The 24,026-nt window shown below is 69.2% G+C and carries 21 protein-coding genes; 11 read left to right on the top strand and 10 right to left on the bottom strand.

Annotation, left to right across the window (positions count from 1 at the left end; genetic code table 11):
* Window positions 1-19 precede the first annotated feature (19 nt).
* The 4 genes from M2283_RS47810 to M2283_RS47795 all read right to left on the bottom strand — a co-directional run bounded on the left by M2283_RS47810 (window position 20) and on the right by M2283_RS47795 (window position 4,023).
* Complete coding sequence (locus tag M2283_RS47810) at window positions 20-796, bottom strand: hypothetical protein (RefSeq protein ID WP_280882901.1); 777 nt, start codon at window positions 794-796, stop codon at window positions 20-22.
* Window positions 793-1,803 carry a multinuclear nonheme iron-dependent oxidase gene (locus M2283_RS47805; RefSeq protein WP_280882900.1) on the bottom strand — a complete coding sequence of 337 codons (1,011 nt, stop codon included), beginning with the start codon at window positions 1,801-1,803 and terminating at the stop codon, window positions 793-795. Before M2283_RS47805 ends, M2283_RS47810 begins: the two co-directional genes overlap by 4 nt.
* Window positions 1,800-3,809, bottom strand: a complete 2,010-nt coding sequence (locus M2283_RS47800; RefSeq protein WP_280882899.1) for a B12-binding domain-containing radical SAM protein — start codon at window positions 3,807-3,809, stop codon at window positions 1,800-1,802. The genes M2283_RS47805 and M2283_RS47800 overlap by 4 nt, the downstream gene beginning before the upstream one ends.
* 61 nt (window positions 3,810-3,870) lie before the next feature.
* Window positions 3,871-4,023, bottom strand: a complete 153-nt coding sequence (locus M2283_RS47795; RefSeq protein ID WP_280882897.1) for a hypothetical protein — start codon at window positions 4,021-4,023, stop codon at window positions 3,871-3,873.
* Window positions 4,024-4,282: 259 nt separating this feature from the next.
* Between M2283_RS47795 and M2283_RS47790 the strand changes: the two genes are divergently transcribed.
* Complete coding sequence (locus M2283_RS47790) at window positions 4,283-7,339, top strand: lantibiotic dehydratase (RefSeq protein WP_280882896.1); 3,057 nt, start codon at window positions 4,283-4,285, stop codon at window positions 7,337-7,339.
* Window positions 7,340-7,957: 618 nt separating this feature from the next.
* Here M2283_RS47790 and M2283_RS47785 read toward each other — a convergent pair.
* Window positions 7,958-8,554, bottom strand: coding sequence for an NADPH-dependent F420 reductase (locus M2283_RS47785; RefSeq protein ID WP_280882895.1), 597 nt, complete (start codon window positions 8,552-8,554; stop codon window positions 7,958-7,960).
* Window positions 8,555-8,596: 42 nt separating this feature from the next.
* Window positions 8,597-9,415 carry an inositol monophosphatase family protein gene (locus M2283_RS47780; RefSeq protein WP_280882894.1) on the bottom strand — a complete coding sequence of 273 codons (819 nt, stop codon included), beginning with the start codon at window positions 9,413-9,415 and terminating at the stop codon, window positions 8,597-8,599.
* Between the two features lie 137 nt (window positions 9,416-9,552).
* On the opposite strand from M2283_RS47780, the gene M2283_RS47775 reads away from it, so the two are divergent.
* On the top strand, window positions 9,553-10,458 hold the full coding sequence (locus M2283_RS47775) for a LysR family transcriptional regulator (RefSeq protein ID WP_280882893.1): 906 nt from the start codon (window positions 9,553-9,555) through the stop codon (window positions 10,456-10,458).
* Window positions 10,459-10,624: 166 nt separating this feature from the next.
* On the opposite strand, the gene M2283_RS47770 is transcribed toward M2283_RS47775, so the two are convergent.
* Together M2283_RS47770 and M2283_RS47765 are read right to left on the bottom strand one after the other, a co-directional pair.
* On the bottom strand, window positions 10,625-11,743 hold the full coding sequence (locus tag M2283_RS47770) for a fatty acid desaturase family protein (protein WP_280882892.1): 1,119 nt from the start codon (window positions 11,741-11,743) through the stop codon (window positions 10,625-10,627).
* Between the two features lie 7 nt (window positions 11,744-11,750).
* A complete protein-coding gene (locus M2283_RS47765; protein ID WP_280882891.1) occupies window positions 11,751-12,806 on the bottom strand; it encodes a ferredoxin reductase in 1,056 nt (351 codons plus the stop codon).
* An 86-nt stretch (window positions 12,807-12,892) separates the two neighbouring features.
* On the opposite strand from M2283_RS47765, the gene M2283_RS47760 reads away from it, so the two are divergent.
* The 7 genes from M2283_RS47760 (at window position 12,893) to M2283_RS47730 (ending at window position 21,183) form a co-directional block, all read left to right on the top strand.
* Window positions 12,893-14,032, top strand: a complete 1,140-nt coding sequence (locus tag M2283_RS47760) for a helix-turn-helix domain-containing protein (RefSeq protein ID WP_280882890.1) — start codon at window positions 12,893-12,895, stop codon at window positions 14,030-14,032.
* A 561-nt stretch (window positions 14,033-14,593) separates the two neighbouring features.
* A complete protein-coding gene (locus M2283_RS47755; protein WP_280882889.1) occupies window positions 14,594-14,932 on the top strand; it encodes a thioredoxin family protein in 339 nt (112 codons plus the stop codon).
* 2,061 nt (window positions 14,933-16,993) lie between these two features.
* Window positions 16,994-17,245 (top strand): antitoxin MazE7, encoded by a 252-nt coding sequence (locus M2283_RS47750; RefSeq protein WP_280882888.1) that lies wholly within the window; start codon window positions 16,994-16,996, stop codon window positions 17,243-17,245.
* 3 nt (window positions 17,246-17,248) lie between these two features.
* Window positions 17,249-17,635 (top strand): toxin Doc, encoded by a 387-nt coding sequence (locus M2283_RS47745; protein WP_280882887.1) that lies wholly within the window; start codon window positions 17,249-17,251, stop codon window positions 17,633-17,635.
* 448 nt (window positions 17,636-18,083) lie between these two features.
* Window positions 18,084-18,806, top strand: coding sequence for a GAF and ANTAR domain-containing protein (locus tag M2283_RS47740; RefSeq protein WP_280882886.1), 723 nt, complete (start codon window positions 18,084-18,086; stop codon window positions 18,804-18,806).
* A 5-nt stretch (window positions 18,807-18,811) separates the two neighbouring features.
* Window positions 18,812-19,570 carry a GAF and ANTAR domain-containing protein gene (locus M2283_RS47735; protein ID WP_280882885.1) on the top strand — a complete coding sequence of 253 codons (759 nt, stop codon included), beginning with the start codon at window positions 18,812-18,814 and terminating at the stop codon, window positions 19,568-19,570.
* A gap of 773 nt (window positions 19,571-20,343) precedes the next feature.
* The gene (locus M2283_RS47730; RefSeq protein WP_280882926.1) at window positions 20,344-21,183 is read left to right on the top strand and encodes a SigB/SigF/SigG family RNA polymerase sigma factor; all 840 of its coding nucleotides are present in this window, start codon (window positions 20,344-20,346) and stop codon (window positions 21,181-21,183) included.
* A 249-nt stretch (window positions 21,184-21,432) separates the two neighbouring features.
* Here the strand turns inward: M2283_RS47730 and M2283_RS47725 are convergent, their stop codons facing one another.
* Both M2283_RS47725 and M2283_RS47720 read right to left on the bottom strand, forming a co-directional pair.
* Window positions 21,433-21,636: a cold-shock protein gene (locus M2283_RS47725; protein WP_280882884.1), complete on the bottom strand. Its 204-nt coding sequence runs from the start codon at window positions 21,634-21,636 to the stop codon at window positions 21,433-21,435.
* A gap of 244 nt (window positions 21,637-21,880) precedes the next feature.
* Complete coding sequence (locus M2283_RS47720; protein ID WP_280882883.1) at window positions 21,881-22,219, bottom strand: MerR family transcriptional regulator; 339 nt, start codon at window positions 22,217-22,219, stop codon at window positions 21,881-21,883.
* A 1,003-nt stretch (window positions 22,220-23,222) separates the two neighbouring features.
* On the opposite strand from M2283_RS47720, the gene M2283_RS47715 reads away from it, so the two are divergent.
* Together M2283_RS47715 and M2283_RS47710 are read left to right on the top strand one after the other, a co-directional pair.
* On the top strand, window positions 23,223-23,615 hold the full coding sequence (locus tag M2283_RS47715; RefSeq protein WP_280882882.1) for an ATP-binding protein: 393 nt from the start codon (window positions 23,223-23,225) through the stop codon (window positions 23,613-23,615).
* Between the two features lie 46 nt (window positions 23,616-23,661).
* Window positions 23,662-24,021 (top strand): hypothetical protein, encoded by a 360-nt coding sequence (locus M2283_RS47710; RefSeq protein WP_280882881.1) that lies wholly within the window; start codon window positions 23,662-23,664, stop codon window positions 24,019-24,021.
* Window positions 24,022-24,026: the final 5 nt, after the last annotated feature.

Below are 24,026 nucleotides of genomic sequence, written 5' to 3'. Positions count from 1 at the left end.
AAGGCGGTTCCTCTCCCCGTCACCACAGTCCGCGGCGTGCCAGCGCCCGCCGCGCGGTCTCGCGCCGGTGCGACGGTTCGGCCTCGAAGGCCGCCGCCACCCGCCCGGACACCACGCCGTGAGCCAGCCCGGCGGACGTGGTGAAGTAGGCGTACTGCACTGTTTCCGCGTTCGCGGCGTGCTCAGTTGTCTCGGGGTGCTCCGTTGAGGTGGCTCCCCAGGTGGCTACGGACGCGGCCGCGTACGTACGCAGGGCGGTGTGGCCTCGGTCGGTGGGGACGATTCCCTCCGCCTCGATCACGAACGACAGCGGCTGCTCGCACGTCAGCGCGGTGAACAGGGCGATCATCAGCTCGTGGGTCACGGTGTCGCGCAGCGCCCCTGACCCGGCGTCGTCCAGCAGGTAGGACGCGAACGCCTCCTCCGCCGACAACCCGGGTGCGGTGTACGGGATCAGCCGGAACCGGGCGAAGTGCGGTGAGCCGAGGAAGCCGGTGAGGAGGTCGGACTCCGTGGCGCCGGCGTCCTGGAGGAGCCGCAGGCTGCGCGGGAACGTGGTCGCGAGGCTGCCGCCGCTGCCGGGGCGCCAGACCTGGGAGCGCAACCGGCGTGCGGTGGTGTCCAGTTCGGCAAGGTCGACGGAGGCCAGGCACTCCAGCTCGCCGGGATCCGCCGCCACGGCCTCGGCGCCCTCTTCGGCGAGCCGGGCCCGCAGGTCCGCGTCCAGCAGGAGCCGCATGAGCAGGTCGGTCAGCTGCTCGCCGTCGAGCGACGCGCCCGGTTCCACCGTGGTCATGCCGCCTCCCCGCGCTGCCAGGCGGCGACCAGGTCCCGCAGCCGCGCGTAGTTCCGCCGTGACTTCTCGACCAGCTGTCCGTCCTCGCGGTACATCGGGTCCTCGTAGGACACCCCGAGGAGGTTGGGGCAGCGCGGCAGCAGATGCTCGGTGAGCTCGATCTGTTCGTCCAGCAGGACGCCGTGGTGCAGGTCGCGGAACTTGCCGCCCACGATCTGGCAGCCCGACAGGTGCAGTTCGCGGCAACGGGACAGGGGCAGGGCCTCGATCCCGTCGTACATGCTCTTTCCGGTACGTCCTCTCAGCCACTGGTAGCTGAGCAGATGGCCGACGTCGAGCGTCACCCACACGTCGGCGTGCTGCGCCAGCCGTGCGAAGTACTCGAAGGCGTCCATGTGTCCCAGGACGAACGAGCCGCCCTCCGTGAAGCCGGGGAACTCGACGTGCAGCGGCGGATCGAGCAGCCGGGCCGCCTCCGCCACGTTCCGGGTGGCGATCTCCAGGCCCGGCTCGGTCAGCGGCGGCGGGAGCGGATAGGGCATCGGTATGCCGCGCAGGCTCCAGATGCCCAGGTCCTCGACCACCCACGAGAAGCCGTAGCGGGCGGCCAGTTCGTTGGTGAACTCGGCGGCCGGGCGGCGGTCGTAGCGCTCGGGCGTGCCCATGTTCAGCTCGGTCTGGTGGAAGGCGCGGGCCGACCCGGTGGGCACCGCCTCGAAGAAGCGGTCGTAGGCGCGCTCGTAGTCGGCCGTTTGTACGCGGGCGCGTGAGCGCGGCTGGAACGCGAGGGCCGAGTAGGCGAAGTCGCCGCCGTGGCGGCGCAGGAAGGCGCGGACCCGGTCGGTGACGTCTCCGCCGCCGTCGTCGCTCTCCACGAATCCGATGCCGCGCCTGCCGAGGCGTCCGCCGCCCCACGGCATGTCCATCAGGACCCCCAGGCCCATCCGGCGCGGGGTCTCGGTGACGGTTCGGGCGCCGCGGGGTGCGGTGCGCGGCGGTTGGGTCATGACGAGCTCCTGGCTGAGGGGGCCGGGTCGGTTGAACGTGCCGGGTCGGGGGTGCCCGCCGCCGCGTCGGCCAGGCGGGCCAGCAGTCGGCTGCCACGGTTGGTGCGGGCCCTGAGCAGGCCGTCGGCGCGCTGTTCCACGTCGTCGCGGGGGAGTGCGTAGAACCGCTCCCGGACGAGGTCGGCCAGGGTGACGCGGTCTGCCGTGCGGTCGTCGGCGTACGCGGGCACGGTGCGTACCCACGTGTGCGGGCGCAGGGCCGCGACGGCGGGCGTGCGCTGGCCGTTCGGGGCGGGGTGCGAGGAGGCCGAGTCGTTCGCAACGCCCGGTCTGACGGTGTCGAAGATCCGCACCAGCCGGTCCAGTGCCTCCGTGCGCGTCGGGCCGCCGCGGACCGCCAGCGGGTGACCGACCCGGCCGGACAGGTAGCTCAGCTCGGGGTTGCCCGCGAGGCGGTCCGAGGTGTCGAGGGCGAGCCCGTACTTCTCCGGGCTGCCCACGAGTCTGCTGCCGGGCTCCGCCACCATCAGCTCCAGCGCGTCGATGCCGATCCGCCGCTCGTTGTCGACGAGGAAGCGCAGGGACGCCTCGAACTCGTCCGGCGTCTCGTCCAGGACCTGGCCCATCACGGTGAACCGGACGGCGATGCCCGCCGCGGCGAGGTTGTCGAGGATCCGCTGGTAGTCGGCCGCGCGCACACCCCGCTCCATCCGGTCCAGCAGGCGCTGCGAGGTGCCCTCGTAGCCGACCGAGATCATCGCGCAGCCGACCGCGGCGAGGTCGTGGCACAACCCCGGGTCGGTCAGGGCGGCCTCCAGCCGGCCGCGCACGCCGAACCGGACTCGGATGCCGCGTTCGCGTGCCGCGCGCATTGCCTTCAGGATCAGCCGCAGGTTGGTGTTCTCGTCCGCGACCGACACGTACCGGGTGCCCGTGGCGCGGACCACGGCCTCCACGGCGTCGGCGATCTGGGTGGCGGTGCCCTGCTGGTAACCGCCTTGCGGGAGCGACCGGTTGCCGTACGAGCAGAACGCGCACCGCCCCCAGTAGCAGCCGACGCACGAGACGATCGCGAGCTCCAGAGCGTCGTTGAGATAGGAGCGGAACGGCAGTCCGGTGAAGTCCGGTGGCCCGAGGTCACGGAAGCGCAGGGTCACCGCGGGCCCCGTGCGCGGCCCGGCCTCGGAACGCGGCAGCCAGGTCATGCCGGGCACGGCGGCGAGCGGAACCGTCCCGTCCAACGCGTCCAGCCAGCGTTCCAGCGGCTCTTCCCCGGCGGTCGGGCACAGGGCGTCGATGGTTTCCCGGACTCCGGGCAGCCGGGCGAGGCTGTCGTGACGGAGCATCACCTGCTGACCGCCCAGACAGATTTGGGTGTCCGGTGCCAACTGCCGGATCCAGGCGGCGATCAGCAGCGCGGGCGCGAGCTGGCTGAAGAACGCCACGGAGAGGCCGACCACGCGTGGGCGATGCCGGCCGAGCAGCCCGGTCAGCAGGCGGTGCAGCGCTACGACCGGTACGTCCGACGCGGCGGGCGGCCGGTCCGCGGCCCGGCGTACGGCATCGTCGAGCCGGCCGAGGTCCTCCCAGGTCTGCACCAGGAAGGTGTCGCGGACCAGCAGTTCGAGGGCCAGAGTGGCGAGCCGGACCGCGCGGTCCGGGCCCAGCTCGCCGGCCGGCTCCTTGTGCAGGACGTGGGCACGCAGTTCGCCGATGTGCGCGGCGAATACGTCGGCCATCTCTCGGCGATACCAGTCGCTCACGGCCTTGCCGTCGTCGCCCGTGTCCTGGGCGCGGACCGCGTCGTCCAGCAGTGCGGGACAGCGCAGCAGCTCGTGGAGCACGGCGATGTTCAGGTCGGCCTGGTGCACCCGCCGACCCCGGCGGCGCAGGTGGCCGGTCAGGTAAGGCAGGCTCAGATACGGGAAGAACCTGGCCTCGGTCTGCGGCGGGAAGAGCAGCAGGACGTCGGTGCGGGTACGGTCCGCCGACTGGCTGGACGGCACGACCCACCTCCTCGACCCACCGGTCTCGTCCGTCGGAGAGTTGCCTCGGCTTCCGGACGTCCTAGTCGGGGATGTCCTCCGTGCTCTCCGCCGCGATGTAGGTGTACGTGTGGTAGGCCGCGCCGAGCTTCAGTTCGCTGGAATCGATCACCTGGAGTTCTTCGAGCTCACCGAATTCCTCATCGGCGAGTTTCTCAGGAGACACAGCAGTCATGATTCTCTCCCCTTCGCAGACATGATGGGAATGTGCCGCTTGCCGTGTGCGGCGCCCAGGCTAGGCCAGACAGTGCGTGCGTCAACAGCCCATACGTCGTCGTTTAGTTGGGGCGGCATTCGGCCAGTTCAAGGGCTGATGGAGACTCTGCGGCACCGGTGTCGCGCAGCAGCCGCCACAATGACCATGACTCATAATCGCCCTCGGAACCGGGCGGTTCGGAAAAATAGCGGACAACGCCGTTGTGCTGGAGGGCCGTTTGTACCGCCACGTTGATGCGGCTGTGGTTCGGGCGGCGGTCTGGCGTCCCGACCACCCGGTGGTCTGGCCGGACCTGACCGGCCCGTCCGCGCACAAGGCGGCGTGGCGGGCATGGCTTCAACAGCTGTGGCAGGCAACGGATTTCGCCATCGCGGTCGAGTTCTCCAGCCCGGACCTGGCGAGACGGGTGCATCAGATATGCGTCGGCGGGCCGGTGGCGGAACTCGCGGTGCGGCGCGCGGTCCTGTCGGTGGTGCGCTACCTGCTGCGCGCCCGCTCACGTGCCACTCCGTTCGGCCTGTTCGCCGGTGTCGAGGCCGCCCGCACAGGGGCCGCTCCCGTGCTGCGTATGGGCACCGGGCACCGAGCGGTCACCAGACCGGACGCGGCCTGGACCGCGGCTCTGGTCGACCGGTTGGAGGAACACCGCGAGCTCAGGCCCCAATTGACGCTGCTCGCTTCCAGCCTCGCGTTCGAGCGCGACGGACGCCTGACGATCGAGCACCGATCGAGCAGTGCGATCGACGGCGTGCCCGCGCACGTGGGGATACGCGCGACCGAGGTTGTCCGCATGGCCATGGGCGGCGCGCGGGCGCCGGTCTTGTGGGCAGATCTCGCCGAGACGCTCTCCGCCGGTTTCCCGGCCGCTTCGCCCACCGCGATCGAGAACCTGCTCGCGAACCTCGTACGACAGCGATTCCTGATCACCAGTCTGCGTCCCGCGGTCACGGCATCCGATCCGATCGCCGCCCTGCTCGGACAGGTACAGTGCCTGCCCGCGGCCGAAGCCGCCGAGTTGGGTGAGGTCGCGGCGGGACTGGCACGGCACGACGACGTGACCGCCGCCCCCGCGTCCGTCGCCCCTGCGGGCGCCCGCGCCGAACGCGCATGGGTGATGGCCGCCATGACACGGCTGTGTCCCGCGGCGAAACCCGCGCTTGCCCTCGATCTGCGGCTGGACTGGGACCTGGTGATCCCGGAGGCGGTCGCCAAGGAGGCGGAGAGGGCCGCCGCGGTGCTCACGCGCCTGGCGCCGCGCGCGGCGCTGAGCCTGGGGTGGGTCGCCTGGCACGGCCGCTTCCTCGATCGCTACGGCCCGGGTGCGGTGGTACCCGTCCTGGACGCCATCGATCTCCTCGGCTACCCGTCCGGCTACCTCGGGTCCACAGTTGCGTCGACGGGCCCGACGCTGACCGCCCGCGACAGCAGGCTGCTGGGGCTCGCATACACCGCCGCGACGAGGCGCAGCCACCAGGTCCGACTCGATGACGCCGCGATCGACGAACTGGCTGTGGTGGATCCCGGTGCGCCCGTGCAGCCGAGCACCGAGGTGACCGTTCGGATCCACGCGGCGAGCGTATCCGCCCTGGAACAAGGGGAGTTCACGCTGCATGTCGTCGGTGTGGCCCGTGCGGCCGGAACCGCCACCGGGCGCTTTCTCCACCTGTTCGACGCCGACGACCGACGCCGGATGACCGATGTATACGCCGGGCTGCCCGGCGTACAGCAGGACGCGCTGATCGCGCAGATCAGTACCAGCCCGCTGTACATACGCTCGGCGAACGTCGCGCACACCCCGCAGGTGGGGGAGGTGGTGATCCCCCTGGGCGACTACGACGGCCCGGACAGGGACCAGCTGCCCGTGACGGACCTGGCGGTGACCGCTGACGCCGAGCAGTTGCACCTGGTCTCGGTCTCCCGCCGCCGTCCCGTGCACACGATGCTGCTGAACGCGGTGGATCTGACCCACCACACCCATCCGCTCGCGCGGTTCCTGATCGAGGCACCGGTGGCACTGGGCGTCCCGTGCACCGGGTTCTCGTGGGGAGCCGCCGTTTCCAGCCTGCCGTTCCTCCCCGCACTGCGCTACGGGCGCACCGTACTGTCCCCGGCCCGCTGGACACTCGGCGAAGACGATCTGCCCGGCCCGCGGATGCCGTGGCGGCAGTGGGACCAGGCCCTGGCCGAGTGGCGTCGTGATGTTCTCCTGCCCGAGCACGTCTACCTGGGCGACGGAGACCGGCGCATGAACCTGGACCTGGCGGAGCCCTCGCACCGGGTCCTGCTCCGTACCCACGTGGAGCGCGACGGCAAGGCGCTGCTGCGTGCCGCACCGAAGCCCGGGGACCTGGGCTGGACCGGCGGGCGTGCCCACGAGATCGTCATACCCCTGGCCGCTGTACATCAGCCCCGTGTACCGGTCCGTGGATCGGGCGACGTCGTCACTCGGGAACACGGCCGTCTGCCTGGCTGCGGCAACCTGCTCTCCATCAGCTTGCACGGGCACCGCGACCGCCAGGACCCACTCCTGACCCGGCATCTGCCGTCCTTGCTCGGGGAGTTGGGCGAGCCCAGCTGGTGGTTCGTTCGCCACCGCGATCCCGAGGACCACCTACGTCTCCATCTGACCTGCGCGCCCGGTGCACTCGGCACCGCTGTTGGACAGATCGGCGAGTGGACCCGGCGGCTTCGGCGCGCGGGCCTGATCACCCACGCGAGCCTGGACACCTACTACCCGCAGACCGCGCGCTTCGGAGGCCCTGCGGCGATGGAAGCGGCCGGGGACTATTTCGCCGCCGACGCGGCCGCCGTCCTCGCCCAGCTGACCGCGCAGGCCGGCCGGGGCGCTCCCGACGCTCGTGCGGTGACCGCCGCGAGCATGGTGGACATCGCCGTGGGCCTGCTCGGGGACGACGCGAAGGCGATGCGCTGGCTGGTCGGGCACACCCACACGGACAGGAGCGCCCCACCCCGGGCGGTCTACGACCAGACCATCGCCCTGACGACCGCAGTCCTCGTACCCCAGGCCGTCGGCACCCCGGTGCTGGACACGCGCGTCATCTCGAGCTGGTCCGCACGCCGCGCCGCGCTGGCCGCCTACCGCAGCGCGCTGGAGGGTGCGGGGACGCTGCCCCCTCAGGACCTCCTCCCGGACCTGCTGCATCTCCACCACGTCCGCATGCACGGGCCGGGACTTCCCGAGGAACGTGCACACCTGCACCTGGCCAGAGCCGCCGCACTGAGCTGGACGGCACGAGCGAGGGGAACAACGTGACCACCACCCTCGTCGTCGGCAAATGGGAGAAGGCGATCGACCGGGAACGACTGCGCACGCAACTCGACGCCGGATACCAGTCCGGGTAGCGCAATGGGCGCTGCCTCGGCTCGGCGGCACATGCGAGAGCGCCGGCCACGATGATGAGGTACCCAGCGGATCGGCGAAGCCCTGTCGCTCAGCTTGATCCTCCTGGTGTCGATTGCTGACCGTGCGGCCGTTCATCCGCTCGAGTCGGCGAACCAGTGAGGAATCGCCAGGTCCAGTAAGAACGAACAACCGGCCGACATATTGAGCGTTGAGGCCGTCGCGGTGCCAACCGGCGTGGCCAGGTGCCAACTTACGTGTCCCGGCACACCCGCGATGCCCTGGGCATGGCCTGGTGACAGCTTTCGCGACCAAGTGACAACTATCGCGACCAATCACACAGCCCGCCAATTGATCGCGACCGGATACGCGCCGTAGGGCGTGTTGCGATGTCTGTTGTCAACGCTGGGGCGGCAACGCCAGTCACCGCCAAGACCGCTGAAACAGCCGACATCTCGTGGCTCACCCAAGCACTCGCCCTCGGTAAGACGTGTGACATCGTGCTGTACGCGTGTCGTGCCCCGCTCTCCGTCAGCGGGCGATAGAGAGCGCGAAGGGCGCGAATCCGCTGGAGCGGATCACGTGCGGGACGAACAGGATCGCGGCCTCCGTGGCGCGGGCGGTCTGGATCCCGCCGAGATCGGTGATCCACTCGTTGCGCCAGCCCAGGTCGATGAGCAGTTCGCGGACGGTCTGCTTGGCCTGCGGGTCCTCGCCGGAGAGGAAGGCGCTGGGTGTCTGGGTGAGTGTGGCGGGCGCGGTCATCACCGGGAAGAGCATGGTGTTGAGCGTCTTGACGACGCGCGTTTCGGGGAGTGATTCCTGGAGTTGCTCGGCGAGGCTTGAGCCGGGGTAGAGCAGGTCGGCGGGGAGTCCGTCCGGTCCGTCGACGGCGGCGTTGGAGACGTCGACGAGGATCTTGCCCTGCAGCTCCTCGCGCAGCGCGACAAGCCGCTCCAGGGAGCCCTCACCCGGCGTGGCGTTGACGACGATCTGTGCGGTCCGGACGGCGTCGGCGGCAGAGCCGGGCGAGCGGTCCGCCACGGTCACCTCGTGTCCGGCCTGGGTGAGGGCTGTGGCCAGGCTGCCGCCGACGCGGCCGTTTCCGAGAACTGCAATCGTGGTCAAGATGATCTGGTCCTTCCTGTGCTTGCGGGTTTGGGTCTGCGATCAGCGCGAGAGGGTGGCGACGGCCTCGGTGTGGACGCCGGGTGCGGCGGCCAGGAAGCTCTCGCTCGCTGGCGTCCAGGGGTGACCCTCGGCGTCGGAGATCTGTCCGCCGGCCTCGGCGACGAGCAGCGCTCCGGGAAGCAGGTCCGCGCGTGCTCCGGCGAACTGCCAGAAGGCGTCGATCCGGCCGGCGGCCACGTTCAGCAGGTGCAGGGTGGCGGGCACCGAGGTCCGTACCACCAACGCGTCGAGGAGCATCTCGGTGATCGAGGAGCCGACGCGCCGCACGACCTGCTCCGCCTCGTCGGGCCTGGCCTGGCTGGTGGCCACGATGCTGAGGCCGAGGTCGGCGGTGTCGGAGACGTGCAGGGAACGGTCGTCGAGGTGGGCGCCGGCGCCGGTGAGTGCGGTGTAGGTCTCGCCGGTCAGGGGCAGATGGACCGCGGTGAGCACTGGCTGGTTGTCGCGCACGAGGGTGGCGGTGACGGCCCACTCTGGCAAGGCGTGCAGGTGGTTGACGTTGCCTTCGGCCGGGTCCACGACCCACCATTCGCCCAGTGGAAGGGCCCCGCCCGCGAGCTCGTCCTCCACCCAGCGGGCCTGCGGGCGCAGTTGCGTAAGGCGGGGACGCAGGGCATTGAGGGCTGCGTCGTCGTTGGCGGCGAGCGCGCGCATCAGCTCTTCACGGCTCTGGTAGCGGACCACATCGCCGAAACGCTCTCGCAGCGCCGAACCTGCCGTGCGTACGGCGATCTCGGTTTGCGCCAGCAGATCGGCGTCGGAGGCGGCAACGTCAGTGGTCTGAAGCGTTTCCGGCATGGCGGAACTCCCGTCTGAACAGGGGCGATGAGGTCGGTCGGGCCAAGCTGCGCGTTCCGTCGCGCGCTCTCGTCCCGAAGGTATGCACCCCGGTCGTTAACTTCAACTGCATGTCAGGCATGCCTAGAATTACTCTCATGCAATTGGACTTGAACCTCCTAGCCGCGCTCGACGCGCTGCTGGAAGAGGGCAGCGTCGCCGGGGCAGCCGCGCGCCTGCACGTCACCGCCCCCGCGATGAGCCGGAGCCTGGGCCGGATCAGGCGCACGACCGGGGACCAGATCCTCGTGCGCACAGGACGTACGATGACCCCGACGCCGTACGCGATCGCCGTCCGGGAGCAGGTGCACGATCTGCTCCAGCAGGTCCAGGGCGTGCTGGCACCGAGCCGCGAACTCGACCTCACGACGCTGGAGCGCACCTTCACACTGCGCTGGCATGATTCCCTCGTCGCCCTCAGTGGCCCCGCACTGCTCGCGGCCGTGCGCGGACAGGCGCCCGGCGTGCGACTGCGCTTCATCGCGGAATCGAGCATCGACACTCCCGAGCTGCGGCGCGGCGAAGTCGACCTGGAAGCCAACGCCAACCGACCGACCGCACCGGACATCCGCGCCGAGAACGTGGGCGAGTCCCGCCTCGTCATCGCCGTGAGGCAGGGACACCCCCTCACCCGCGTCAAGGCCGTCACCGCCGAGCGGTACGCCGCGGCCGAGCACATCACCATCTCGCGACGCGGAAACCTCAGCAACGCCCTCGACGACGCCCTCGCGCGACTCGCCCTCACCCGTACCGTGGTGGCGACCGCTCCCACGGAGGCGGCCGCGCTGGAGTTCGCACGACACTCCGATCTCCTGATCACCGCCCCCGAAGCCACCACACGTTCCGCGGTGGCGGACCGCGGCCTGGTTCTGCTCCCCCTGCCGCTCGAACTTCCGGCGGCACCGATGTACCTGTCGTGGCATCAGCGCTACGACACCGACCACGCGCATACCTGGCTGCGCGAGCTCGCGCGAACCGCGCTGACCATCAGCGGAGCGTCGTAGCCGGCGAACGTGGCAGGCCCGGCCCGGCAGCACGAGAGACCCGCGCAGTCGGCCCGGCTGCTCGCGGTGATCCGGTGCCTCCTCGCCAACCGGCGCGCGCACCCGGATGACGACCTGCTCGGTGACCTGATCGCGGTCCGCGAGGGCCAGGAACCAATATCGGGAATCAGGCCGCGACGAGCTCCTGCTCGCGGTCCGGCGTTTTGACCTTGGGCTTCGTGTTCGGCAGCGAGAGCCGGAAGACCTTGTGCCACGCGGAGAACACCTGCTTGGGCAGCGGGCCGGTGACGTACTCCAGCTCGTACTTCTCGAACAGCGCGCGCACCTTCACCGCGACCTCGGCGTACCGGTTGCTCGGCAGGTCCGGGAACAGGTGGTGCTCGATCTGGTGCGACAGGTTGCCGGTCATGAAGTGCATGGCCTTGCTGCCGCTGATGTTCGCCGAGCCCATCATCTGGCGCAGGTACCACTGGCCGCGCGTCTCGCCCTTGATCGACCGGCGCTCGAAGACCTGCACACCCTCGGGGAAGTGCCCGCACATGATCACCGAGTGGGTCCAGATGTTGCGGACCAGGTTCGCGGTGAACGTGGCGCCGAGCGTGGGGAGGAAGGACGGGCCCGACAGCAGTGGGTGGATCACGTAGTCCTTGAGGACCTGCTTGCGGATCTTGCGGCCCACGGCCTTGGCCCGCGCGCGGAACTCCGGGTTGTTGCGGCGGCGCTTGTTCAGGTTCTTGCCGAGCTCCAGGTCGTACGCTGCGATGCCGTACTCGAAGAAGCAGGCGTTGATGAAGTTCCACAGCGGCTGGCCGAGGTGGAACGGGTGCCACTTCTGGTCCTCGTCGACGCGCATGATGCCGTAGCCGAGGTCGTTGTCCTTGCCGATCACGTTGGTGTACGTGTGGTGCAGTTCGTTGTGCGAGTGCTTCCACTGCTCGGACGGCGAGACGTGATCCCACTCCCAGGTGGTGGAGTGGATCTTCGGGTCTCGCATCCAGTCCCACTGGCCGTGCAGGATGTTGTGGCCGATCTCCATGTTGTCCATGATCTTCGCCACGGACAGGCCGGCGGTGCCGATCAGCCACGCGGGCGGGAAGATCGAGAACAGCAGCACGCCCCTGCTGACCAGTTCGAGCTTGCGCTGCGCCGAGATGACCTTGCGGATGTAGGCGGCGTCTTGCTCGCCGCGGTCGGCGATCACCTCGTCGCGGATCGCGTCCAGCTCGCGGCCGAGCTCCTCGATCTGCTCCGCGGTCAGGTGGGCGGTGGGGTCGGTGGCGGTCAAGGTGCTCCTACCGTTCGATGTCGCAGGGGCCCGCCGCGGCGGACACGCAGGTCTGGATGAGGACGCCCGGCTCGGCTTCGGTGATCTCGCCGGTGCGCAGGTCGCGGACGGCGCCCGCCTTGAGCGGCGTGACGCAGCCGAAGCAGATGCCCATGCGGCACCCGGAGGGCATGAGCACGCCGGCCTCCTCGCCGATGTCCAGCAAGGGCGTGGCGCCGTCCGCGTCGACGGTCTTGCCGGTGGCGCTGAACGTGACCTCGCCGCCGTCGCCGGCGACGACGACGCTGGGGCGGAAGCGCTCGGTGTGCAGGCGCTCTTGTACGCCGTGTTCGGTCCAGTGCTTTTCGGCGGCGTCGAGCAGGCCCGCGGGACCGCAGGCCCAGGTCTCGCGCTCGGCCCAGTCGGGCACGAGTTCGTGGAGACGGGCGATGTCGAGCATGCCGTCCGTGTCGGTGTGCACCTCGGTGAGCCGCAGCTTCTTGTCCGCGACCAGGTCGTGCAGTTCGTTGCGGAAGATCACGTCTTGCGGCTGTGGCGCGCAGTGGACCATGACGACGTCGTCGAACTCGGTGTCGCGCAGCATGCCCATCACGGGCGTGATGCCGCTGCCGGCCGTCAGGTAGAGCACCTTGGCGGGCTTGGCCTGCGGCAGCACGAAGTCACCGGTCGGCTGGTCGAGCTGGATCAGCGTGCCCGGTTCCGCCCTGCGGACCAGGTGATTGCTGACCTTGCCGTCCGGGATCGCCTTCACGGTGATCGTGACGCGGCCGTCCTGGCGGTTTGTCGGTGAGGTGATGGAGTAGGCACGCCACAGGCGCACCCCGTCGACGTCGACCCCGATCCGCACGTACTGGCCGGCTGTGTGGCGGCGCCAGCCCCGTCCCGGCCTGATCACGATGGTCGCGGCGTCACCCGTCTCGGGGTGCACGGCCTCGATGCGCCCACGCAGGTCGGCGCCCGCGCGCAGCGGGCTGACCAGGTCGAGGTAGTCCGACGGCAGCAGCGGCGTCGTGACCATCTCCAGCAGTTTCCACGCCCTGCTGCGGAGGGCTGCACTCGTCATGGCTCCAGCTTGCTGCGCCTCAAGGCGTAAAGTCCTGTCCGCAGGACGTGAATCTGGTCGACTGAATTGTTCGCAGGGAACAAAACGTGAGCCATGCAATCCAGAGGGCCAGCGAACTGGCCCTGGATGAGACGACGGTCACCGCACTTCGGGCCGCGCTGAGGACCACCGCCGACGAGGTCGTCGAGGCGATCATCGACGAGGTCCCTTCCTACGCCAACGCCCTTTCGGGCCGCATGGGCGTCACCATCCGCCGAGCCGTCCGCACCGCCCTGGGCAACTACCTGGACCTCGCGAGCGGGAACGCCACGGGCGGTGACGCCGGTGACGCGGCCTACGAGCTGGGCCGCGGCGAGGTGCGTGACGGCCGTTCGATGGACGCCCTGCTCAGCGCCTACCGCGTCGGCGCCCGCGTGGCCTGGCGATGCCTGGCAGCGGGTGCCGTACCCGCAGGTCTGCCCGCCGCCGAGGTCGCCAAGTTCGCCGAGCTGACCTTCGCCTACATCGACGAGCTCTCCGCCGCGAGCGCCGCGGGCCACGCCGACGAACTGGCCGCCCGGGGCAGGGACCACGAACGCCACCTGGAACACCTGGCCCGCGACCTCCTCGCCGGCGCGAGCCCGGACGTACTGCTGGCCTCTGCTCAACGGGCCGGATGGCAGCCTCCGGTTTCGCTGACCGCGGTCCTGCTGCCCGCCGCCCAGACCCGGCCTGCCTACCGCGCGCTCGACCCGAGCACCCTCGTCCTTGACGATCTGCCGGATGCCACCGGTGTGCTGCTCGTCCCCGATGCCGACCGATCACATCTCTTGCGGCAGCTGACCGACCGCACCGCCGTGGTCGGCCCGGCCCGGCCATGGACTCGTGCGTCCGCCTCGTACGCACGAGCCGCACGCGCGCGCTTGCTCTCCTCCGATATCCGCGACACCGAGGACCACCTGCCCGAGCTGGTGCTGAGCGCCGACGCGGACGCGTTCGCAGACCTGCGTGCCCGAGCCCTCGCACCGTTGCGGACCTTGCCTGTCGCGACCGCACGGCGTCTGGAGGAGACGTTGCGGGCGTGGCTGCTGCACCAGGGCAGGCGGGACGAGGTGGCGGCGGCATTGTTCGTCCACCCCCAGACAGTCCGATACCGGATGTCGCAGCTGCGGGAGCTGTTTCCGGATCTCGCATCGCCACACCGGGTCCTTGAACTGACGCTCGCGGTCGGTCTTCGGGCCAGCTGACGCGTACTTCGACCGTCCACGACCGCGTCCGCGAACGGTCCAGGAATCGTGCCTCGTCCTCGGCGCCATCAGCTGGCTCATGCGGCCCGTCGAAGAGCGGCATGAGCCAGCTGAGACCGGGGGTTGACGTGAAGACCAGACAAGGCCTCGGGAATCCCGTCGGGGCGCTGTCTATGAGAAGCGCGGTGACGGATACGGCTCGACTGGATCCGGTGGACGATGCGCACCGGCCCGCTCGTTGACGCGCTCATCGAGCTTCTGGTCCGCGATCTGGGCCTCTACGCCCTGGAAAACAGCTTTCATGTCGTCGTGGAGAGCGCTGTCCTGGCACGAGCTGGCCCACGGGCGCGCGGCGGGCTACAGCTGGGGGACCGGCGGGGCGGCCAGGCCGGGTCACCAGGGGCGGGGGGCCGGGCCGCTCGCGCCGGGGACCACCGTGGTTCTGCGACGGCCCCGTGCCTGCCTTCCGACAGGTCAACCGGACGACCGACCGGGCCGGCCTGCCACACCGCGCGAGGGATGATGGGGATGGAATGACGGAACGCGAGGTCAGGAGCCTCCATGGCGCAGCGGGTTCACCGACCCCGTGAGGACGCGGAGTTCAATTTCATCCTCGGGATGAGCAAAGTTCCAGTCCTCGCATACTTCACCGGGACATGGCCCAAGGCAATCGAGCCCTGCCGGGTGATGGACCTCGTAGTGGGTGGCATCGCCGACGAGTACACGGGCCGCCTGACGGCCGTCCGCACCGACATCACGCGTTGTCCGGCCGCAACCGAGCGATACGGGATCACCGGAGCCCCGTCCTACGTCCTGCTGAAGGAGGGAGAGGCGGTGGCGCACAGCATGGGGCCCATGACCACCGCCGAAGTAGGGAAGTTCCTGGACGGCCACCTCTGAGCGGCCGCTGCGGCACGAGGCAGCGACGCCCGTCACGTCTCGCCTATGGGACCTGCGCCGCCTGAAACACCTTGGGGCTGAGACACCCCCACAGGTCACATAACGCCGTCCAGAATCGCGCCGGGCGGCAGGCGTATGGCCGGCCAGCGCGGGGTCCATCCATTGGGCGGCGACGTTACGGCCGGGGCGTGACTGAAGCCGAACGCCGTCCTCGGTGCGCCACAGCACGGTCCGGTGGCCGTCGACCTTGATCTCGTAGGCCCACGGCCCGGCCGGCAGCACGTCACGGGTCGCGCGAGGACGACGTCCACCGGCCAATCCACACGATCAGCCTGCGGTTCCCGGACGTCGGCTGCCTGCCGGCCGACTCCTGCACGGTCGGCAGGCAGCCCGGGCGGCACGGCCGTTGGGGAACCCAGCGCAAGCCCAACTGCCCAGACGGCCACCCGAGATCAGGGGCTGGCACAGCAGGCGGCCTCACCGACTGCGGGGTCGCGGCAACCAGCTAACCAGCCGCCTAGCCAGCCGCCAGCCTCATCACCTAGGTTTCCCTCTGCCTGAATGGGGGAGGGGGGTTCAGCCGGGGCGCTCGGGGACCGCTCTTGCGGGTCCGGGCCGGTCTGACCCGCGGGTGCCCCGTCTGTAGTGCGTAGGAGACGGAGGATGGCGCGCGCGGTCTCGATGTCACGATGGGTGTCGATCAGCTTGCGTGTCCATGCCGCGGTGCGGCCGTCCGACAACGCCCTGAGCACGCCAGGGATCTCGTCGGGGAAGAGGTTCGCTGTGGTCTTCGGGCTGCTTATGGGACTCGTCTTCAGCCGCACGGCCGTCTCGGAGCGGCTGCAGCAGCGCCGGCTCAAGCGTCTGGGGATGTGGGACGGATCTTGAGGGAACTTGGAGGCTGGAGGAGTCGCTACGGTCGGAAGCCGGGGGCGGGCGCGGCGCACCGACGTCGGGTCGGAGCCCTGCAGTAACTGATCGGGCTTGGAGGCGACTGCCCCAGACCCAGCCAGTTGGGCCGTGGTCACGCGGAGAACCTGGTGCAGTGTTGCCGGAGAGCGGCAGTGTTGCAGAGCAACACCCTGACAATGAGCGGGACTATGGAGCGCTCACCAGCCAGAATGCCCCGCGAACGGGCGCCGGACGGTGCGCGCATCCACGACCGTCTCGTCCGAGGCCGCCGACTGGGCGAGATCGTCCCGCTGTCTACCCTCACCCACGAACTGGACGGCGGCACACGCTGGCCACACGTCGGAGACTGGGAGGCGGTCACCGACGATCTGCTGCAGTCGACTCCGACCCCGGCCCCGACTGCGACGCCCTCAGCCTGGGACTGCCGGCCATCGCCCGCGCCCTGGTGTGCGCCGGCCCGCACAGCGAGGTGCGCGCCGTCGCCCCGGCAACGGGGGAGCAGCGGGCGTATGGACCCGCCGACCGGATCGAGGTCCTCATCGAGGTCGGCAGGCAGCTGGCCCGAGCGGAGGCAGGAATCCCCTTGTGGCCCGGCGACGGCCTGCTTGCCCTGATCAACTCCGCGGATGCTAGCTGATGCTCGTCTGTGAAACCGACGAAATCCGCTCGCAGCTCCGCCGGTTGCCGACCCGGCCCGATACCGGAAGTGCTGTAGCCAGGACCGCTACTGCTGCGGATGGCACAGCCGCCTGACAGGCCCGCGACCAGGCCCCCCTTTCTGATTTGATCAGCGTGGGTTGGAAGTCCTGGGCATTGTCGCCTTGCGCCGCCCCATAGGGGCTTGAGTCGGTGCTGGATCCGGACGGCCGCAGGGGCAGGCCTGCGCGGGGCACGAGTGATTGGATTGCCGGTCGGCTCATCCCGGGCCCGTGGTCTGCGTCCTCTGGGCCCGGGTGCCCCTCAATCCGGTCAAGAAGCTGTGCGAGAACCCACCGCAAAGGGTCCCGGAGGCGGCGTGCTGTCGGCCCTGATCGCTGCTCAGCTCGACGCTGTCCTGGTAGCCGTCTGCATCGTGTGGAACTGACGGAGACGTGGCCGTACCTTCGTGAACGGTATTCGCGAAGGTACCCATGGGTGCATACTCGGGATATGGCTGACACCACCGTCAAGGTCGACTCGAAGACCAGGGACCGGTTCGCTGCGGTCGCCGCAGCCCGCGGGCAGAGCGTGCGCGCCTACCTGGCCGAGCTGGCCATAGAAGAAGAGAACCAGATCAAGCTGAGCAAGGCGACGGCGGTGTTCCGCGAGATCATCGCCCAGCCCGGCCTGGCCGAAGCGTTCGACGAGGCCTTCCCTGACGACACTCCGGCCAGGCAAAACACCGCAGGGCGGGCGGCCTGATCCTTGGACCTGCACATCGACATCCGATGGCTCCTTGACCGACAAGAGGAACTACTCGGCAAGGAACTCGGGGTTCGGGACTACTCGGGCCTGGTCGCCGCCGTCGCTCGACACCGCGTGAACACACCCCAGTTGGAGGCGGGCGAGCCCGACGCCTACTGGCGGGCTGCCGCCCTGCTTGAGCAACTGCTCCTCCTGCGCCCGTTGCCGGCGCGCAACGCGTACTTCGCGTACGGCGTGGCGGTGGCGTACATCCGGGCCTCCGGGAAGGAGATCGACGACTCCTTCGAGCCGTGGCGGGACCTGATCACCGACATCCGCGCGCTGCGACTCACCGTCTACGACATCGCCGACCGTTTGCGTTCCTGGAGCGGCGACGCCTTGCATTAGGCGCTGTTTCTCGGCATGTTCGGAGCCAGATCGTGAGGGCTGCGAGGGTGACGGTGCCGAGGTAGGTGTAGGCCGGCTTCTCGTAGCCGTCGTCGGCGTGGGTGAGCTGGGATGACCTCGCACTCGCGGGCAGAGGGTGAGATCGATCTGTCCACCGTTCCCGCTGTCTGCGAGGCTCTGGAGACGCGTCTCGCCAAGAGGATGACGGACATTGGATCTCGCCGCGGTCGGCTTCTGTGACGCAAGCGGTCTGGATGTCGTCCTCGCCCTCTCCCAGCGCCTGGCTGCCTCGCAGAGGGAGCTGCGGCTGCACCTCCTGCCCCGGTCGTGCGACGGCTCCTGGACCTCACCGGTACGGGATACCTCCTTGCGGAGGGGTACTCGGGCATCGCCAGAGTCAAATTGGCACCTCCCGGCCGTCCAGCGGAGCCGCATGATCAGTGACCGGATGTCAGAGATCCTGCTCCTGCTTCAAACCGAGGAGTGGCCGACCGTGGCGGCGGACACGGCCGATGTGCTCGCCGTGGACGGGATCGCGGTCAGCGCGGGCAACGCACCGGGCGGGACGGAGATCCTGTGGTCCTCCGGCCGCATCTCGCGTGACTTCGAGGATCTTCAGCTCACCCTCGGATACGGCCCGGGGGCGGACTGCCTGGCCGGCGGCACCGCGGTACGCGTGCCCGATCTGGGCCGCGTGCGGGAGGACCGCTGGCCCGCTCTCGTGATCGAGGCGTCGGCCCTGAAGGTGCGGGCGGTGTTCTGCTTCCCCCTGCACATCGGTGCCATCACCCTCGGCGTGCTGACGCTGGTCAGAAGCAGTCCCGGGCATTTGGCCCGGGCGCAGGGCGACGATGTCAACGTCCTGGCCGTCGCGTTGACCAAGTACGTCCTGGGCCTCGGGAGCCCGCTGCTGTCAGCTGCGGAGAACCAGGAGCTGACCGCCCCGGTACTGCACCAGGCGGTCCTCCACCAGGCGACCGGCATGGTCAGCGTCCAGCTGTCCGTACCCCTGGGAGAGGCTCTCCTGCGGTTGCGCGCCCACGCCTACAGCAACAGCCGCACCCTCACCGACACGGCCCGGGACGTCGTGGACCGCCGACTGTGGCTCGAACCCGATCCGCACCCGATGAACCCGACAGATGACGAAGACACCGACGAGGACGAGGACTGATCTCGATGGCAACCCGTGAACAGCAACTCACCGAAGTCTTCGTCGAGGTGGCCGACTCCCTGATAGACGACTTCGACGTCATCGACTTTCTGCAGAAGCTGTCTGTGCGCTGCATGGAACTGCTGGACGTCGCCGCTGTCGGCATCCTGCTCGCGGACCAGAACGACCGGCTGCACCTCCTGGCCGCCTCCGACGAACACACCCGACTGCTGGAACTCTTCGCCCTCCAGCATGACCAGGGTCCCTGCGTCGACTGCTACCGCGATGGTCTGCCACGGATCAACATCAGCCTCACCGACCCCACTGCCGCCACGATGTGGCCGCAGTTCGCCCGTGGCGCCGAGTCCGTCGGGTTCGTCGCCACCAACGCGCTGCCGCTGCGCCTGCGGGGCCGGATCATCGGCGCGCTCAGCCTCTTCCAGAGCGCCTCCGAGCCCCTGCCCGACCAGGACCTCACCCTCGCCCAGGCCCTCGCCGACGTGGCCACCATTGCCATCCTCCAGCAGCGCACGCTCGCCTACAGCGAGGCCGAACGCGACCAGCTCCAGTACGCCCTGAACAGCCGGATCGTCATCGAACAGGTCAAGGGCATCCTCACCGAGCGATGGCAGATGCCCATCGACGAAGCGTTCAGCGTCTTTCGCGCTTACGCCCGCGCCCACAACCGCAAACTCTCCGCCCTCGCCCGCGATATCGCCGAGGGCACACAGGACACCGACACCATCCGTACCTTCGCCGAACAGTCGGCCGCGCGGGACTCCTGACACCCGTCAGTTCGGCAGCGCCGACGAGTCCTGGGGAGTCAGCAGGGAGACGGGCGCTCGACGTCCTCCTATGACGGTCTGCCCTGTTCCGTTCGGGTGTCGGCGGCTGCTGCATTGGAGGCTCTTGACGACGGCTTGGACGCCGAACGTGCCTGCGCGGCGGTGAAGGATCTGTCATTCGCGGTCTAGGACCTCGTAGCACGATCTTGTTGAGGTGCCCTGGTCGCGATTGACCGATGTGGCGATTCGGCCGTTGGGGAGAGTGCGAGTACTGGTCCATGGATGGTGGATGGCGGCTTGAGGATGCTGATCGAGCCGCTGCTGCCGTCTTGGCCTGAGCGATCACCGGGACCGCGGCCGGCGCGGGCCGGCGGCGTCTGCGGGGCATCCTGTACGTGCTCCACAACGACATAGGCGGGCGCCAGCCGTGCGGAACGCCAACCCGGCGCCCCGATCCCCTCGTTCGGCGCCCGCGCTTCCGCCCACCTCCCTTTCCTTCTGGTGTCCTGGCCGGGGCGTGGGTGGCGTAGAGGGGACGTCAGCCCCACCGGAAGCCTGCGACCACGGCACCTGACCAGCGACGACGGTAGGCCGCGGAATCTGACCTGCGCAGTGGGTGGCGCAGCCGGTATCGCAAGAGAAGGCGTGCCCCGGCCCCTTGACGAAACAGTCCGGCTCGCGCGGGCATGCATGCGGGCGATGAGGGCATGTGACGGCCATCCTGCTTTCAGAAAGGCGGCACCGTGACCTCCTCTGTAAACGCTTGCGAAGCAATCGTCGGCACGACGGAACCGGCCGACGCCGTCGGCGAGTTGCCCTGGATCGAGGACGGCGGCAAGGTCGCGCCCAAGGACGCACGCGCACTGTCCCGGCTGTTCCTGGACCGGTTGCAGGTCCTGGAGGAGGGCACCCGCGAGTATCAGTACGCGCGCAACACCCTGATCGAGATGAACCTGTCGCTGGTGTCCTTCGCGGCCCGCCGTTTCCGCAACCGGGGCAGCGGTGAGATGGAGGACGTCATCCAGGTCGGGACGATCGGTCTGATCAAGGCCATAGACCGGTTCGACCTGTCGCGTGAGGTCGAGTTCACGTCGTTCGCGATTCCTTACATCGTCGGCGAGATCAAGCGGTTCTTCCGCGACACCACCTGGGCCGTCCATGTCCCGCGGCGCCTGCAGGAGCTGCGCGTCAACCTCGCCAAGGGCAAGGAAACTCTCACCACCGAGTTCGGTCGCCCGCCCACGGTGAAAGAACTCGCCGACCACCTCCACCTGAGCGAGGAAGAGATCATCGACGGCCTGGTCGCCGCCAACGGGTACGTCGCCGGCTCCCTCGACACCCCCGGCGGCGACGAGGAAAACAGCGAGGGACTCAAATACGCCGACATGGTCGGCGACGTCGACCCGGCGATGGACCTGTTCGAGGACCTGCACACGCTCGCCCCGCTGCTCCAGCAGCTCGACGACCGTGAGCGGGCCATCATCGAGATGCGCTTCGGCCAGGAGATGACCCAGGCGGAGATCGGCCGGGAACTGGGCGTGTCCCAAATGCACATCTCACGCCTGCTGAACCGCACCCTCACCACGCTCCGCACCGGCCTCCTGGACGCCTGAATCCAGGGGGACGTCGGCGGCGGTGTCCCTGTCGGCCTGGTGCAGGCCGTCCTCCGGCGCCTTCGCGAGCGGGGCCCGGTCCAGCCGGCCGGTGACGACCTCGGCGCGTGGGAACCCGTACGGTGCGTCGCCGAACCGCCGGAGAGCAGCCGATGGCCGCACGGCGTGCGCTGTGCGGCCATCGAGGTGTGTTGGGTGTCTGCCTTCCGCGTCTGCTCCGTCGCGTCGACGCGGGCACGGCAGATCAGGTCAGGCAGGGTTGATGTTTTCGGCCTGGGGGCCCTTCTGACCCTGGGTGACTTCGAACGTCACGATCTGGCCTTCCTGGAGTTCGCGGAAGCCCGAGGAGTTGATCGCGGAGTAGTGCGCGAAGACATCCGGGCCGCCGCCGTCCTGGGCGATGAAGCCGAAGCCCTTCTCCGCGTTGAACCACTTCACAGTTCCTGTAGCCATGTCTGGTGCCTTCCAGTCGATGAACGCCTCCCACTCTCTGTGGAAGGCGGAGGTGATCGCCCTGGTCCCTGCGGCACAGCACAGCTAAAAGCCCACGCCAGGAGCGTGGGCCATGGGGAACTCCGAACCATGACAGCTGACGCAGACGCTACACGCCCGCACACCGCGTCACCAGAGAAAGCGATCATGCGGATCACCGGGTCCAGGTGCAAGAGGCCGAAGGGTGCTGGCGGGCATGCTTACTTCAGGCCGTGGCCGATGGATGGGACGATCCGGCGCTGCGTACGTGTTCGGCGTTGATGCGTTGGGCTTCTTCGAGCTGGTCTTCGAGGACGATGATGCGGCAGGCGGCCTCGATGGGGGTGCCGTGGTCGACGAGTTCCCGGGCGCGGGCGGCGATGCGCAGCTGGTAGCGGGAGTAGCGGCGGTGGCCGCCTTCGGAGCGCAGCGGGGTGATGAGGCGTGCTTCGCCGATGGCGCGGAGGAAGCCCTGGGTGGTGCCGAGGAGTTCGGCGGCCCGGCCCATCGTGTAGGCGGGGTAGTCCTCGTCGTCGATACGGCCGAACGAGTCGTCTGCTGTCATCTGCACCTCTCTGTGGAACGCGTGGAGGGGCCTTGGTGCCATTGGCACCAAGGCCCCGAAGGAACTGCTACACCATCTGCCGGCCCTGGTACTGCGCCGGCCCTCTGTTTCCGCAGCCCCGGCCTTGATGCTGCCGGGGGTGCTGGGATCGCGGTTGCTTGACCGGAGACCACCTCACTATCGATGTCCTGCGGTACCCGGGTTCAAGATGTCGGCCCGGGCGATCCTGATGGCGCTCGGCTCCTCCGTTCTTCCCTCTGGGATCAACTGCTTACAAGTGGGGTACTGCGTACTGCTGGTGATGCGAACTGCTCAGCGGCCTGTGGCAGCGCCGCTCTTCGGCAGCCAGCCCCGTCGCCCGTCCTGCGTCTGCTCTGGCTTGGAACCCCACTGCCGAACCTCCCGGTGCGCGCGTCCGCAGCCGACGCCTTCACCGAGGTGCTGCTCACTGACTTTCACTGCTGGGTACCGCGAACCGCACTTACGGGTACTGCCACCGCGTCAACCGCGGTCCTGCTCACGGCGGCCCCTGATCACTGCGGGCCACCCGGTCCGGTCGCCAGTCCCGTCGCCGTCCTACAACCGCTCTGGCTTCGCAACTCCACCACCGCACCGTCCTGCGTACTGCTGCCCGGCAGTTCGTGTCTGCCAGGCCCTGCTGTCTCTCTGGGCTACGAGAGAAACCATAACCACGCCACCGCCATGATGTCTACTCCGACAAACACAGATTTCCGCGCGTTCGGCAGGGAGGTAGCCGCCCTCGGCCGCTCTGCAGACGTCGGGGACAGTCCGCGGCACCCCGGCCCTCAAGCGACGGCTCACCGGGGTGCCGCCCATCGGGCTTGCCTTGAAGTCACCGGCTGCCGCAGTGCGTCGACGGTGATCCGCAGTCCCCTCCGGTAAACGCTGTGGCTCCGGCGAGGTTGGCGGACGGAGGGGCAGGGCACAGGAGTTGGGCAGGCATTGGCCGGGCATGGACGATCCAGAGACCAGGGTGCCCCTGATGAACACGATGACCGCCAGCGTCACAGCCGTCCGTTCCACACCAGAGGTTGCCGACGCACGCGGTGCGACGCGGGCCTTCCTCGGAGGGTTGCGGCAGCCGGCCGGGGGCCCGGAAGCCGCGGCCACCGTGGTCCTGGTCGTGTCCGAGCTTGTCACCAACGCCCTGCGTCACGGCGGCGGCGCCTGCACCCTGGAGCTGACCGCACACCCCGGTAGCATCGAAGTGACCGTCCACGACAACAGCCCGCAGGCGCCGCGCATGCGCACCCCCGACCTGAACGGCGGCACCGGGGGGTTTGGCTGGCCCATGATCAACCGTCTCGCACGGACCACCGCGGTCACCCGCCGGGCCTGTGGCGGCAAGACCGTGAGCGCCCGCCTTGCCTGGTAACGCCACCGCTGAAGCAGCAGGACGGCCAGCAAATACAATCTGCCCCATGTCGAAGCCTGACGAACTGCTCGTTGACATCGCCACCGTGGTGGAGTCCGGGCAGAGCAACCAGATGTCCCTGACCGTGGTCACCGGTGGCGCTGTCATCACCGGTCGGCTGGCTCCCGAAGCCGTGTGGAGGCGGAGGGTGTCGGAGGTGCTGACGGATTCCTCCCGCCTGGGAGAGTTCTCCGCCGTCTTCGACACCCCCGGGAAGGAGGACGGGCCGCCCACTCATCTGCACTTCCATGTTGCCCGGATCCTCCAGGGCACGGTGGGGATCCCGGAGACGGGCGGGATGTACCGGGTAGCGATCGACGACGTCAGCGCCTGGACCGTGGGCGACTTTAGCTATTCCGACCACTGAGCAAC

This window comes from Streptomyces pseudovenezuelae, assembly GCF_029892565.1.
Lineage (GTDB): Bacteria > Actinomycetota > Actinomycetes > Streptomycetales > Streptomycetaceae > Streptomyces > Streptomyces pseudovenezuelae_A.
Note: the sequence above shows the minus strand (reverse complement) of the source record. Positions and strands in the feature narration are given on the sequence as shown.

Bases quoted from the DNA above. Each gene is read 5' to 3' on its own strand.
- M2283_RS47755 (WP_280882889.1), top strand. From the start codon at position 14,594: ATGGCGCAGCGGGTTCACCGACCCCGTGAGGACGCGGAGTTCAATTTC.
- M2283_RS47805 (WP_280882900.1), bottom strand. From the start codon at position 1,803: ATGACCCAACCGCCGCGCACCGCACCCCGCGGCGCCCGAACCGTCACC.
- M2283_RS47720 (WP_280882883.1), bottom strand. From the start codon at position 22,219: ATGACAGCAGACGACTCGTTCGGCCGTATCGACGACGAGGACTACCCC.
- M2283_RS47810 (WP_280882901.1), bottom strand. From the start codon at position 796: ATGACCACGGTGGAACCGGGCGCGTCGCTCGACGGCGAGCAGCTGACC.
- M2283_RS47710 (WP_280882881.1), top strand. From the start codon at position 23,662: ATGTCGAAGCCTGACGAACTGCTCGTTGACATCGCCACCGTGGTGGAG.
- M2283_RS47780 (WP_280882894.1), bottom strand. From the start codon at position 9,415: ATGCCGGAAACGCTTCAGACCACTGACGTTGCCGCCTCCGACGCCGAT.
- M2283_RS47725 (WP_280882884.1), bottom strand. From the start codon at position 21,636: ATGGCTACAGGAACTGTGAAGTGGTTCAACGCGGAGAAGGGCTTCGGC.
- M2283_RS47735 (WP_280882885.1), top strand. From the start codon at position 18,812: ATGGCAACCCGTGAACAGCAACTCACCGAAGTCTTCGTCGAGGTGGCC.
- M2283_RS47740 (WP_280882886.1), top strand. From the start codon at position 18,084: ATGTCAGAGATCCTGCTCCTGCTTCAAACCGAGGAGTGGCCGACCGTG.
- M2283_RS47795 (WP_280882897.1), bottom strand. From the start codon at position 4,023: ATGACTGCTGTGTCTCCTGAGAAACTCGCCGATGAGGAATTCGGTGAG.
- M2283_RS47775 (WP_280882893.1), top strand. From the start codon at position 9,553: ATGCAATTGGACTTGAACCTCCTAGCCGCGCTCGACGCGCTGCTGGAA.
- M2283_RS47765 (WP_280882891.1), bottom strand. From the start codon at position 12,806: ATGACGAGTGCAGCCCTCCGCAGCAGGGCGTGGAAACTGCTGGAGATG.
- M2283_RS47750 (WP_280882888.1), top strand. From the start codon at position 16,994: ATGGCTGACACCACCGTCAAGGTCGACTCGAAGACCAGGGACCGGTTC.
- M2283_RS47715 (WP_280882882.1), top strand. From the start codon at position 23,223: ATGAACACGATGACCGCCAGCGTCACAGCCGTCCGTTCCACACCAGAG.